We start from the raw sequence: 13,953 nt of genomic DNA, 5'->3' as shown, positions 1-13,953 counted from the left end.
GGGCTTCATGCGTTTAGTTCGTGGATCGCGATGCCTTCGATAGGGTCGATAGGCTGATCCCATGGGCGCTGCTTGATGAAGCGCACCGTGTCGTCGTAGCCGGCTTGCCAGCGGGCGCGGATGCCGGATGCGCTGAAGTCGATGTCCTTGGTGTGGTCTTCGTTGCCGATGCGCGGGGCGCGCAGCGAGACTACGTGCATGTCGGTGCCGCAGCCCCACGAGGCCAGGTCGCGGACTTCTTGCGATGCCAGTTCTTCCGCCGGCAGGTGCTTGGTCAGTTCGCGGATCACGTGGCGCAGGCGGTGCAGCTTGCGCTGCTGTTCGATGTTGCTAGCGCGGCTCGCGTACTGGATTTCCTTGTGCTTATCCAGCACATCGAGCACGCTTTCCGGCTCGCTCCCGTCCGGGTTCCACACTTGCACCGAGAAGATCACTGAACTGCGGCGCGGCTCATCATCGAGCACCGCTTCGATCGGCGTATTGGAGTAGATACCGCCGTCCCAATACGGCTCGCCATCGATGCGCACCGCAGGAAACGCAGGCGGCAGCGCGCCAGACGCCATCACATGCTCGACGCACAGCGGCTCGCGGCGCGTGTCGAAGTAGCGCATTGCGCCGCTGCGCGCGTTGACCGCGCCCACCGTCATGCGCATGTGCTTCGCATTGAGGTAATCGAAATCGACCAGATCTTCGAGCGTGGCACGCAGCGGCGTGGTTTGATAGAAAGACGCATGCTCGACGCCGACGCGCGCCTCGGGATTCCACCACGACGTCAAATTCGGCTCGAAGAAAGCCGGTATCCCCTGCCCCACCGTAATCGCATTCGCCACCGCGCGCGGCATGGCGTCGAAGCCGAAGGAATTCCGCTCCATGCGATGCCAAAATTCGCGCAGCTTATCCAACCGCTGCTCCGGCGGATTCCCCGCAATGAGCGCGCCGTTAATCGCGCCGATGGAAGTGCCAATCACCCAGTCCGGCTCGATGCCGGCTTCGTGCAAGGCTTGGTACACGCCGAGCTGGTAAGCGCCTAAAGCGCCGCCGCCCTGCAAGACCAGAACGATCTGGCCCGGCAGGGAGAATGATGGTGGACAAGCAGAATGGGACTTCAAGTCTAACCTCCACGGTGCACTGCAACATGGAGATTGTAAGCCATCTTTACGCCAGATTGACGCCGCGCGCTTTCAACGCAACACGCACACCGGCGCCGTAGGCTGGGTCGGCCTTGTCGAAATGCGCCAGTTGACGCTCGATGATCTCGATATTCACTTGGCTCAGCGGGCCGGCGATGTTGTTGAACAGGTTTTGTTGCTCATCCTTTGGGAAGAGGCGGAACAGGTCACCGGCTTGGGTGTAATCGTCTTCCTTGCCGCGGCCATCGTAACGGCCGGCCGCGCCGTCCAGCGCCAGCGGCGGTTCGCCGTGGCCCATGCCGTGCGGGTTGCTGCCCGCGCCTTGCACCGGATCGTAATTGACCGCCGAACCACCGTTCGCGCCAGCCATCGCACCATCGCGCTGCTGATTGTGGAACGGGCAGCGTGGCGCGTTCACCGGCAGGTGCTGGTGATTGGTGCCGACGCGGTACAGCTGCGCGTCGTGGTAAGCGAACAGGCGCGCTTGCAGCATCTTGTCCGGCGAGTAGCCCATGCCCGGCACCACGTTCGATGGCGACAACGCAGCCTGCTCCACTTCCGAGTGGTAGTTGACCGGATTGCGGTTCAGTTCCAGCACGCCGACTTGCAGCAATGGGAAGTCCGCGTGCGGCCACACCTTGGTCAGGTCGAACGGATTCCAGCCGGTGCGCGCTTCCCATGCCGCCAGTTCGGCGTCGGTGGCTACTTGCACCTTGACGTCCCAACGTGGGAAGTCGCCGCCTGCAATCGCGTTAAACAAATCGCGCTGTGCGTAATCCGGGTCAGAGCCGGCGATGCGCGTCGCTTCTTCCGCGCTCAGATTCTTGATGCCTTGCTGCGTGAGGAAGTGCCACTTTACGTAGACGCGCTCACCGGCTTCGTTAATCAAGCTGTAGGTGTGGCTGCCGAAACCGTGCATGTGGCGATAGCCGTCTGGCGTACCACGGCTGGAAAACAGCGTGGTCACCTGGTGCAGGCTTTCCGGCGTGCGGCTCCAGAAGTCGAACATCGCGGTCGGCGATTTCAGATTGGTTTGCGGATCGCGCTTTTGGGTGTGGATGAAGTCCGGGAACTTGATGCCGTCCTTGAGGAAGAACACTGGCGTGTTATTGCCGACCAAATCCCAGTTGCCTTCTTCGGTATAGAAACGCACTGCGAAGCCGCGTGGATCGCGCTCGGTGTCGGCACTGCCCTTCTCGCCGCCCACGGTGGAGAAGCGCAAGAAGGTCTCGGTTTGCTTGCCTACTTCGGCAAACAGCTTGGCCTTGGAATACTTGGTGATGTCGTGCGTGACGGTGAAGGTGCCGTAAGCGCCCGAGCCTTTGGCGTGTACCACGCGCTCAGGAATGCGCTCGCGGTTGAAATGCTGGAGTTTTTCGATCAGGTGGAAGTCTTGCAGCAGCACTGGGCCACGCGGGCCGGCGGTCAGGGAGTTTTGATTGTCGGCGACGGGAATGCCGGAGGCGGTGGTGATATTCATGACTATGACTCCTCGTTGTTTGATAGCGTGAGGCTATTCTAAACAACGAGAGTCATAAACAAAATCTATTTATATCTATGGATTCGATAGATATTATCTAAATTATGCTTCTTTGATACGTTTTGCGATGTGCGCCAGCGCATCTTCTACCTGGTCGATCAGGATCAGGCAAAGGTCGCCGTCCTGCAAGCGGGCGAGCGCGGTATCGATGGCTTTGAACTCGCCATAGATTTCCTCGATGTGCGAAGTGCGCGGCGCGCCGTTCAGGCCCGAACGCAGCAGCGCTACAACCTCGCCATCAACACGGCCACGCTGGCAGGCGTCTTCGTACAGCAGCACGTCGTCAAACGCGCGGCCAAGGATTTCGGTCTGCTGCGTGATGTCCTGGTCGCGGCGGTCGCCTGCGCCCGAGATCACCACCACGCGGCGCTTGGCCGGCATGGTCTCTACAGCCTTCACCAGCGCGAGGATCGCGTCTGGATTGTGGCCATAGTCGGCGATCAGCGTTGCGCCCTTGTAATCGAACACGTTGAAACGGCCCGGCGCATTGTCCGAATCGTTGGCGAAGGTTTTCAGGCCGAGGCGAATCGCATCCCAGCTGATGCCCACGCCCCATGCCGCAGCGACCGACGCCATCACGTTCTCCACCTGGAAGCCAATCGCGCCGTTGCGGGTGATTGGCACAGCCGACAATGGAATGGTGTGCTGCTCGCGGCCTTCCGCTGCAACGATGTGGCCATTTTCCACGTACACGGTACGGCAGCCCTGCGCCAGATGCGTCGCAATCACAGGATGCGTGCGATCGGCGCCGAAGAAGATCACCTTGCCGCGGCAATTCGCCGCCATGCCTGCAACGATAGGATCGACCGCGTTCAGCACCGCGAAGCCGCTCTCCGACACGTTCTGCACGATCACGCGCTTGAGTACCGCCAGGTCTTCCACCGTGGTGATGTAGTTCAGGCCAAGGTGATCGCCCATGCCGATGTTGGTGACGACCGCCACTTGGCAGCGATCGAAAGCCAGGCCTTCGCGCAGAATGCCGCCGCGCGCGGTTTCAAACACCGCCGCATCGACGTCAGGGTGCAGCAGCACGTTGCGCGCGCTGCGTGGGCCGCTGCAATCGCCGCTATCGGTCTGGCGGCCTTCGATGTAGACGCCGTCGGTATTGGTCATACCGGTACGCAGGCCGCTGGCAGTCAGCAGGTGCGCGATCAAACGCACGGTGGTGGTCTTGCCGTTGGTGCCGGTCACCGCCACCACTGGAATGCGGCCGTTCTCGCCCGGTGCAAACATAGTGTTGACGATAGCCTCGCCCACTGCGCGGCCTTTGCCGAACGATGGCGCGATGTGCATGCGCAGGCCCGGTGCAGCGTTCACTTCCACCACGCCGCCGCGTTGATTTTCAATCGGCGACAGCACGTTGTCGCAAACGACGTCCACGCCGCACAGATCGAGGCCGATCATTTGCGCCGCTTCTACCGCGCGCGCTGCCACTTCCGGGTGCACGTCATCGGTAACGTCGGTAGCGGTGCCGCCGGTCGACAGATTGGCGTTGTTGCGCAGGATGACGCGCTGGCCATGGGCCGGCACCGAATCCGCTTGCAGGTCTTGCAGTGCAAGGCGCGCAATCGCGATGTCGTCAAAACGAATCTTGGTCAGCGAAGTGGAATGGCCCGAGCCGCGGCGCGGATCGGCATTCACAATGTCCACCAGCTCGCGCACGGTGTGCTTGCCGTCGCCCACCACTTGCGGCGGATCGCGGCGCGCTGCGGCCACCAGCTTGTTGCCGATGACGAGCAAGCGGTAGTCATGACCCGGCAGGTAGCGTTCAACCATCACGTCGTCGCGGAATTCCTTGGCGGTGCGGAAGGCGGCTTCGAGGTGCTCCTTGCTCATGATGTTGACCGTCACGCCCTTGCCCTGGTTGCCGTCCTTCGGCTTCACCACCACCGGCAGGCCGATTTCCTGCGCGGCTTTCCACGCGTCGGCTTCATCTTCCACCGAGCGGCCGATAGGCACCGGCACGCCCGCTGCGTGCAGCAGCTTCTTGGTCAGTTCCTTGTCCTGCGCGATGGTCTCGCCGATCGCGCCGGTGGTGTCCATTTCAGCGGCCTGGATGCGGCGCTGTTTCGAGCCCCAGCCGAACATCACCATCGAACCGTCGGTCAGGCGGCGGAATGGGATGTCGCGCGCCACGGCGGCGTTGACGATGGCGCCGGTGCTTGGCCCCAGGCGCACGTCTTCATCCAGATCGGCCAGTTCTGCCAGCGCAGCGGCCAGGTCAAACGGCGTATCGGCCAGCGCGGCGTTGATCAGGCTTTCCGCCAGCTCCACGGCACGGCGGCCAACTGCTTCCTCGGTGTACTCGACCACGGTCTGGTAGATGCCGTCTTCCAGCGTCGCAGTGGTGCGGCTGAAGGTGACCGGGCAACCGGCTTGCGCTTGCAGGCTCAGTGCCGCCACTTCCAATACGCGGGCCAGCGGCACGGCGTCCGAGGTACCGGTCGGACGCAGTGCGCCGATGGTGCCGAAGCGCGCACGCAGGCGCTGCTCGAAGCCTGCCAGCGTGGCAATCGATTGTTCTTCCGGCGGGCACGAAACGATGACTTCCACCGCAGTGTGATGGCTCCACAGATTCGGGCCACGAAGGGCGCGGGTGCGTATGACTTCCATATAACTCTTCTTATTCTTTCAGTGATGACGATCAGTGATGCGATTTCTTCGGAGCCGCTTCAAAGGTGCGCAAGCCGGCGCCGATCAGCTCCGGCGTCAGGCCCAGCGCCCAGCCGGCGGCAATCGCTGCCAGCACGGCTTCAGGCGGCACCAGTGGCGACAGCGGCAGGTTCGCTACTTCAGCGTCGCCGTTTGCCAGCACGATGCCATTCGCGCGCTGGAACACCACGCGCTTGCCGTCCTTGCGGTGCGCGGCGATGGCGTCCAGGTGTTCGTCCACGCCGTAGAAAATCACTTCGCCGTCGCACAGGTCGGCCATCTCTACCACTTGCGAATCGGCGGCGTTCAGCACCGCGACGCCGCTCGGCAGCACTACGTCCACTTGGGTGCGCAGCACGTTGTACAGCTTATCCAGGCTCTCGATGTGGAAGTCGCTCACGTCTTCGAAGTCGCTGACGTCAGTGACCACGCCGACGGCGCACTTGTCGTAGGCCAGGCCTTCGGCCAGGATCATGCGCGCGCTAGATTCGAATACGCCGGCTTCAACGTTTTTGTTCAACAGCAGACGCTCGCCGGTTTCCCACTCGCTCAAGCCGTCAAGCGGCAGCTCGCGGCCATTGACGAACAAGCCGTCGGCGCAAGTCAGGCCGGTTTTCTTGCCGCTGATTTGCAGCAGCCACGCGATCAGGCGCGAGGTCATGGTAGTCCCATGCTTGCCGCTGACGCCAACGATAGGCATGCGGCCAGTGGCTTCGCCAAACAGGTGCTCCACGATGGCTTCACCGACGTTGCGCGGCTCGCCCACGGCTGGCTTCAAGTGCGCCAGCAAACCTGGGCTGGCGTTGACTTCGATGATGGCGCCGCCGGTTTCGTCCAGCGGACGCGAAATGTCGGAGGTCACCAGGTCGATGCCGGCGATATCCAGGCCGACCACGCGCGCCGCCAGTGCGGCTGCTGCGGCCACTTGCGGGTGCACCTTGTCGGTGACGTCGACCGCGACGTTGCCGTTAGGCTGGATCAGCACTTTCACGCCGTCGGCCGGCACGGAATCGTGGGTCAGGCCTTGGCGCTGGAGTTCCAGCACGATCTCGCCCGATTCGTTCGGTTTGACCAGGCCCAGTGGGAACTCCTCGGTCTCGCCGCGGCGCGGGTCGGTGTTGATCTGGGTATTGCACAATTCCAGCACGGAGGATTTGCCGTCGCCGGTCACCCACAGCGATTCGCCGGCGGCAGCAGCCACCACGCGGCGGCCCACCACCAGCAGGCGGTGCTCATCGCCAACGATGAAGCGCTCGACGATGACACTGCTGCTGTCGCCCTCTTCCGCTGCCAGCGCATAGGCAGCGGCGATGTCGGCTTCGGTGCTCAGGTTCAGCGATACACCGCGGCCGTGATTGCCGTCGTACGGTTTCAGTACCACCGGCAGGCCGATGTCTTGCGCGGCTTCCCACGCTTCTTCGGCACTGCGTACCAATTCGCCTTCCGGCACTGGCACGCCGCAGGACGAGATCAAGGTCTTGGTCAAGTCTTTGTCGCTGGCGATGCCTTCGGCAATGGCCGAGGTGTGTTCGGTTTCCGCAGTCCAGATGCGGCGCTGCGCCGCGCCGTGGCCCAGCTGCACCAGATTGCCGTCGGTCAGGCGGATATGCGGAATCTTGCGCACGCCGGCAGCATCGACGATGTTGCCGGTGCTTGGGCCGAGGCACAGGCTCTCGACCATGTCGGTCAGGTTGGCAATCGTGGCGGCCAGGTCGTACGGTTTATCTTCGATCATCGCCATCAGCAGGTCGCGGCCGGCGGCCAGCGCGGCGCGGCCGACTTCTTCCTGGCGGGTACGGAAAGCCATTTTGTACAGGCCGGTGTCTTCGCCGATCTGGCGGGTCTTGCCAAAGCCGGTTTTCATGCCGGCCAGATTTTGCAGCTCCAGCACCACGTGTTCGAGGATGTGGCCGGCGTAGGTGCCGTCGCGCAGGCGTTCGAGGAAGCCGCCGTGCTCGCCCACGCCGCAGCGGTGGACGATCAGGCCCGGCAGGATCGCCGTCAGGCGCTCATACAAACCGGGCAGCAAATTCGAGGGAAAGTTCTCCAGCTCGCCGATATCCAGCCATGCCTCGATCACTGGGCGATAAGTCCAGATGTTGGGCCCACGCAAGTGGGTCACGCGGAGAACTTCAATGTCTTTCTTCTTAGTCATGTATTGATTCTTGTAACTTTGTTATCGGCCTAGCCAGCCCGCGCCGTATTTTAAACCCTGTACCCTTGGCTTGCCCTGTGCGGTATACTTGCCGCCAGTTGGCCCCGCGCCCCAAACATCCGGTTTTATTGTTCTCTGTCAAATGTTTGATGAATGACAGAATACCGTAAATAAGCCGTTATAACAGCCCTTTTCCCCACCGGAGTACGCCACACGATGACAACCGAACAACTTTCCACCGTATCCAGCCTTAGCGATCTTCCAGAACGCTGGCGTTCAGAGATACAGGCACAACTTTCCCAAGGGGAAAACGTTGTAAGTGCCCTGGAGGTTGACTTGGATCAGCAACTTCGTTTCGCAAAAGGTGTAGTGGTCGTGACGCCGAGCCGGGTTCTGGCCCGCGCACCGGGCGCCGAGCGCTGGGAAGCGTGGCCGTTTTCGCCGGACTTGGTGTTGAAGCACCACGATCACGCGGGCGTTGGCCATATCGAGTTAGTGAATACGCACGGCCGCCTGGGCGCATGGCGCTTCACGCTGGGCCAGAATCTGGCGGCCATCCGCCTGGTCGAACAATTCGACGCGCACCGCGACAGCCACGCCAGCGGCGAGCCGGTGGTGGTTGACGATAAAAACATCTGCCCCAGCTGCAAAGCGCCGATGGAGCCGGAGCAGGAGGAATGCCCGGTCTGCACCAAGGTGGTCTACACGCCGCCGTCGACGTGGACGCTGTTCCGCCTGTGGCGTTTCGCCAAGCCATATAAATGGCAGTTGGCGCTCGGCTTTACGCTGATGCTGCTGTCCACCGGCGCGCATATGATTCCGCCGTACCTCACCATCCCGCTGATGGACAATGTGCTGATCCCCTACCAGAACGGTAAGGAAGTCGATCCGAAGCTGGTGGTGATGTATATGTCCGGACTGGTCGGCGCGGCAGTGCTGGCGTGGATTTTCGGCTGGGGCAAAACCTATGTGCTGGCGCTGGCCTCGGAGCGCATCGGCGCCGACCTGCGCACCACTACTTATGAACACTTGCTGCAACTGTCGCTCGAATACTTCAGCGGCAAGCGCACCGGCGACCTGATGTCGCGTATCGGTTCCGAGAGTGACCGTATCTGCGTATTCCTGTCGCTGCACTTGCTGGACTTCCTGTCCGACTGCCTGATGATCATCATGACCGGCGTGATCCTGCTGAATCTCGATCCGTGGCTGGCCATCTGCACGCTGGCGCCGCTGCCGTTCATCGCCTGGATGATTCACCTGGTGCGCGACCGCCTGCGCACTGGCTTTGAAAAGATCGACCGCGTGTGGGGCGAAGTCACCAACGTGCTGGCCGATACCATTCCCGGCATCCGCGTGGTGAAGGCCTTTGCGCAGGAAGCGCGCGAAGCGAACCGCTTCCGCACCGCTAACAAACACAATCTGGCGGTGAACGATAAGCTGAACAAGGTGTGGTCGCTGTTCTCGCCGACCGTGTCGTTCCTGACCGAATTGGGCTTGCTGGTGATCTGGGTGTTCGGTATTTACCAGGTCTCGAAAGGGAATATCACCGTTGGCGTGCTGACCTCCTTCATCGCTTACGCCAGCCGCTTCTACGGCCGTCTGGATTCGATGAGCCGCATCGTGTCGGTGACGCAGAAATCGGCGTCGGCGGCCAAGCGTATCTTCGATATCCTGGATCACGTATCGTCGGTGCCGGAACCTGTAAATCCGGTCAAGCTGGGCAGGATCGAAGGCAATATCTCGCTGCGCGAAGTCGGCTTCCGCTACGGGAACCGCGCGGTCAATCGGGGCATCAATCTGGATATCAAGGCGGGCCAGATGGTGGGTCTGGTCGGCCATTCGGGCTCCGGCAAATCGACGCTGGTCAACCTGATCTGCCGCTTCTACGATGTGGCGGAAGGCGCAATCCTGCTGGACGGCGTGGATATTCGCCAGTTCGCGGTGTCGGACTATCGCCGCAATATCGGCTTGGTGCTGCAGGAGCCGTTCCTGTTCTTCGGCACCATCGCCGAGAATCTGGCGTACGGCAAACCGGATGCGACACGTGAAGAGATCATCGCTGCCGCGCGCGCTGCGCATGCGCACGAATTTATTCTGCGCCTCCCGCAAGGCTATGACTCGATGGTCGGTGAACGCGGCCAAGGCCTGTCGGGCGGCGAGCGTCAGCGCATCTCGATTGCGCGCGCGCTGCTGATCGATCCGAAGATCCTGATCCTCGACGAAGCCACCGCCTCGGTGGACTCGGAAACCGAAAAAGAAATCCAGCGCGCGCTGGACAACCTGGTGCAAGGCCGCACCACCATCGCAATTGCGCACCGCCTGTCGACCTTGCAGAAGGCTGACCGCCTGGTGGTGCTGGATCGCGGCGTGGTCGTAGAAGACGGCCCGCACGATGAACTGATGGCGCTCGAAGGCGCGTACTACCGCCTGTATCAAGCGCAAGCGCGCAACGCGGAACTGGGCAAGGAAGAATAAGATGACGACGCAATTTGAACTGATCCGCAATCCCTTCGGCAAACTGGTGCTGACCACCACCGAGGGCGTGGTGCACGAAGGCGTCTCGCCGGTACGCGCCTTCCCGGTGCAAGCGCCGGAAGACGGCATCTCGCTGCTCAACAACGACGGCAAGGAAGTGGCATGGATCGACCGCATTAGCGACCTCCCCGCACCGATAGGTGCTTTAGTGAGCGAAGAACTGAGCGGCCGTGAATTCATGCCCGAAATCGCCCGCATCAACAGCGTGACCAGCTACGCCACGCCGTGCACCTGGTCCGTGAAGACCGACCGCGGCGACACCGAATTCGTGCTGCGCGGCGAAGAGGACATCCGCCGCCTGACCATCGACACCCTGCTGATCACCGACATCCACGGCATCCATTACCTGATCCGCGACCTGCGCGATCTGGACAAGCACAGCAAAAAAATCATCGACCGCTTCCTGTAAACCTCCCTCCTCACCTGCCGCCGGCCCCGCGCCGGCGCGCGCCGCGCACTTTCCCAAATTCACCAAATTAACAACACATGGATTCATTTTTATTGCCAAAAGGAATTTTATCGCGCAAAATTTAACTAATTTGATTTATTTGATTAATTCAACTGAGAAAAAGAGGGAAGTCATGCCATCCATGGAACTCAGCACAGACCTTGCCCGGCCGCAATCGCGTCCCGCAGCGCGCAATGACGGTTTCGGCGCATACTTTCGCTATCACGGCTGGCTTTCGCCAGGCGTACGGCTATTTCGCTCGCTCAGTTTCACCGCCAAGTCGACCTGGATTTCCGCCGCCTTCCTGGCGCCGCTGCTGACCACCCTGTTCTATCTGTGGACTACGGCGCAAGGCCAGATCGATATCGCGCGCTCGGAGCACCGCGGCCTGAGCTACTCCAATAAGGTGGTGCATCTGGTCAAGGCCGCGCAGTTCCGCCGCCTGGCCGCCACCACCAATCCGGGGGCGTTGCCGGAGACGCAGGCAGCACTGCAAGCCGCTTTTGCCGAAGTCGAGAACCAGCAGCAACTGACCGGCAAGGAGTTCAAGCTCGAAGGCATCTACGCCAAACTGCGGCAATTGCATGAACCGTTGGCGGCGTCGCCAGTCGCGGCCGACGTGCAGACCACCTATCTGGCCCACAGCGCCTACATCGACACCCTGCTCCAGCTCAACCGCAATATTGCCGACGGCTCCCAGCTGTCGCTCGATCCCGACCTGGACACCTATCACATGATGAACATTGCGGTGCTGCGCGGACCGATGCTCAGTGAAATGACTGCCCGCTTGCGCGGCAAAGGCATGATCGCCCTGGTCGATCGCCATCTCGACAGCAAGCTGCGCGACAGCATGATCGAAGACGGCGCCGTGCAGCAGCAACTGATCGCCGATATCCGCGACTCCTACGAGCAAGGCCTGGCTGGCGACACCACTGCGGCCTCCACCATGGATATCGAAGGCATCGTCAACGCAACCCGCGCCCAGCGCGAGATGCTGGCGCACCAGGTGCTTGGCGCTGAACTGGGCAACGATGCGCAGGGCTATCTGACGCTATCCAACAAGGCCGTCGACATGGAGCGCAGCGGCCAGGAACGCATCAGCGCGGAGCTGGACCAGCGGCTGCAAGCGCGCATCGACCGCATCAAAGCGACCCTGCGCACCCAGTTCGCCATTTCACTGGTCTTCGTGCTGCTGGCCGCCTACCTGCTGCTGGCGTTCTACAAGGTGATGATGGGCGGCCTGCAGGAAGTGTCCGGCCATCTCGAACAGATCACCCACGGCAATCTGACCACGGCGCCGACGCCATGGGGCAGCGACGAAGCGGCAGAACTGATGAAGATTATGGGCCGCATGCAGACCTCGCTGCGCCGCATGGTCGGCACGGTAATCGACAGCTCCGCCAGCGTGCAGGTGGCCAGCGAGGAAATCGCCTCGGCATCGCTGGATCTGTCACGCCGCACCGAGGACGCCGCCGCCAGCCTGGAGGAGACCGCCGCCAGCCTAGAGGAAATCAGCGCTACCGTGCGCAACACGGGGGACGCCGTGCGCAACGCCGCCGCCATCGTTAACGAGAACGCCGCCGCCGCAACCCGTGGCGGCGAGGTGATCGCTCAAGTTGTCAGCACCATGGACGATATCCAGCAATCGTCGCGCAAAATCGAGGAAATCATCAGCGTCATCGACGGCATCGCCTTCCAGACCAATATCCTGGCGCTGAATGCGGCGGTGGAGGCGGCGCGCGCCGGTGAAGAGGGCCGCGGCTTTGCAGTGGTGGCCTCCGAAGTCCGCAGCCTGGCGCACCGCTCGGCCAGCGCCGCCAAGGAAATCAAGGAGCTGATCAGTGACAGCATGGAGCAGGTGCGGGCCGGCAACGCGGTAGTGGCCGAAGCCGGCATGACCATTACCGACATCGTCACCAATGCCAAACGTATCGACCAGTTGATGCGCGACGTGGCGACCAGCACCGAAGAACAGGCCAGCGGCGTGGCCCAGGTAAATCGCGCGGTGGCAGAACTGGACGAGGCCACGCAGCGGAATGCCGCCCTGGTCGAGCAAACTGCTGCAGCTTCCGGCACCTTGTCCGGCGAGGCGCAAAAGCTCAACGAGGAAATCGCCTTCTTCAAAATTTCCTGACGCCCGCTGCGGACGAAAAAAAAGCTCCCATCGGGAGCTTTTTTGTTGGCAGCGGCGCTGCTTATTTTTCGCTGTACATGTTGGCGTATTTCAGGCCGAAGTACAGAATGAAGGTGTAGCACGCCGCCGGGATCAGGAAGGACAGTTGCAGGCTGACGGTATCGGCCAGATAGCCTTGCGCGAACGGCACCAGCGCGCCGCCCACAATCGCCATGCACAGCACGCCCGAACCCTGGCCGGTCAGCGGGCCCAGTTTGTTCAGGGCCATCGAGAAGATGGTCGGGAACATGATGGAGTTGAACAGGCCAACCGCCAGAATCGCCCACATCGCCAGCGAACCGCCGCTGAAGATCGCCAGCAGTACCAGTACAATCACCGCCGCCGCATTGAAGGCCAGCGCCTTGCCTGGGCTGATGGTGCGCATCACGGCGAAGCCGATGAAGCGGCCGATCATCGCGCCGCCCCAGTAGAAGCTGACGTAGTGCGCCGCATCGGCCGCCGTCAGGCTAGCCACTTTAGGATCACCGAGGAAGTTGATCAGGAAGCTGCCGATGCTGACTTCACCACCAACGTACAGGAAGATCGCCACCGCGCCCAGCGCCAGGTGACGGTGCTTCAGCACTTCGCTAAAGCCGCCCTTTACGCTGCTGTCTTCTGCATCGACAATCTTCGGCAGACGTGCCAGTGCGAACAGGATCGCCAGCACCAGCAGCGCAGCAGCCAGTGCCAGGTAAGGCCCTTGCACGGAAGCCGCTTCTTTAGCGTGATATGCAGCTTGCTCTGCGGCCGGCAGTTTCGCCAGATCGTCAGCGCTCAACACCACACCGCCCAGAATCAGCATGCCGCCCAATGCCGGCGCCACGGTGGTGCCCAGCGAGTTGAAGGCCTGCGTCAGGGTCAGGCGGCTCGACGCCGTGCGTGGATCGCCCAGCACCGCCACATAAGGATTGGCCGCCACCTGCAAGATGGTGATGCCGGCAGCCAGCACAAAGAAAGCAATCAGGAACAGCGTGTAGCCACTGGTCGCCGCCGGGTAAAACAGCGCGCAACCGGCAGCCGCAATGGTCAGGCCGGCCACTGCGCCATTTTGGTAACCGAGTTTTTTAATCAGCATGCCGGCCGGCAGCGAGACGATGAAGTACGCGCCGAAGAAGCAGAACTGCACCAGCATCGCCTGCACATAGGTCAGCGTGTAGACCGCCTTCAAGTGCGGAATCAATACGTCATTCAAGGAGGTCAGCAGACCCCACATGAAGAACAAAATGGTGACGATGACCAGCGGCCCGGTATTTCCGCCCGCCTGCGACTGCCCGGATGCTACCGGGGCAGTTTGCGAATAGTGTTCCATACTTTTACCTT

8 protein-coding genes are annotated in these 13,953 nt (G+C 61.8%); 3 read left to right on the top strand and 5 right to left on the bottom strand.

All coding sequences use genetic code 11. The annotated features are described in order from the left end of the window. Positions 1-5: 5 nt before the first annotated feature. The 4 genes from GTP45_RS05360 to GTP45_RS05345 all read right to left on the bottom strand — a co-directional run bounded on the left by GTP45_RS05360 (position 6) and on the right by GTP45_RS05345 (position 7,477). On the bottom strand, positions 6-1,109 hold the full coding sequence (locus tag GTP45_RS05360; RefSeq protein ID WP_229258347.1) for a patatin-like phospholipase family protein: 1,104 nt from the start codon (positions 1,107-1,109) through the stop codon (positions 6-8). 46 nt (positions 1,110-1,155) lie between these two features. Beyond that, the gene (locus GTP45_RS05355; protein ID WP_166454547.1) at positions 1,156-2,610 is read right to left on the bottom strand and encodes a catalase; all 1,455 of its coding nucleotides are present in this window, start codon (positions 2,608-2,610) and stop codon (positions 1,156-1,158) included. A 102-nt stretch (positions 2,611-2,712) separates the two neighbouring features. Next, a complete protein-coding gene (gene cphA, locus GTP45_RS05350) occupies positions 2,713-5,283 on the bottom strand; it encodes a cyanophycin synthetase (RefSeq protein ID WP_161012861.1) in 2,571 nt (856 codons plus the stop codon). 31 nt (positions 5,284-5,314) lie between these two features. Next, complete coding sequence (locus GTP45_RS05345) at positions 5,315-7,477, bottom strand: cyanophycin synthetase (protein WP_161012860.1); 2,163 nt, start codon at positions 7,475-7,477, stop codon at positions 5,315-5,317. A 216-nt stretch (positions 7,478-7,693) separates the two neighbouring features. Here GTP45_RS05345 and GTP45_RS05340 point away from each other — a divergent pair, with 216 nt between their 5' ends. From GTP45_RS05340 to GTP45_RS05330, 3 genes are all read left to right on the top strand, one after another. Continuing rightward, a complete protein-coding gene (locus GTP45_RS05340) occupies positions 7,694-9,952 on the top strand; it encodes a cyanophycin metabolism-associated ABC transporter (protein ID WP_161012859.1) in 2,259 nt (752 codons plus the stop codon). 1 nt (position 9,953) lies between these two features. Further along, the gene (locus GTP45_RS05335) at positions 9,954-10,421 is read left to right on the top strand and encodes a cyanophycin metabolism-associated DUF1854 family protein (protein WP_161012858.1); all 468 of its coding nucleotides are present in this window, start codon (positions 9,954-9,956) and stop codon (positions 10,419-10,421) included. Positions 10,422-10,593: 172 nt separating this feature from the next. Continuing rightward, a complete protein-coding gene (locus GTP45_RS05330) occupies positions 10,594-12,594 on the top strand; it encodes a methyl-accepting chemotaxis protein (RefSeq protein ID WP_161012857.1) in 2,001 nt (666 codons plus the stop codon). A gap of 61 nt (positions 12,595-12,655) precedes the next feature. Here the strand turns inward: GTP45_RS05330 and fucP are convergent, their stop codons facing one another. Continuing rightward, positions 12,656-13,942: an L-fucose:H+ symporter permease gene (fucP, locus tag GTP45_RS05325; RefSeq protein ID WP_161012856.1), complete on the bottom strand. Its 1,287-nt coding sequence runs from the start codon at positions 13,940-13,942 to the stop codon at positions 12,656-12,658. Positions 13,943-13,953 lie beyond the last annotated feature (11 nt).

This window comes from Duganella rivi, from assembly GCF_009857435.1.
GTDB lineage: Bacteria > Pseudomonadota > Gammaproteobacteria > Burkholderiales > Burkholderiaceae_D > Rugamonas > Rugamonas rivi.
This window is presented reverse-complemented; position numbering and strand designations above follow the sequence as displayed.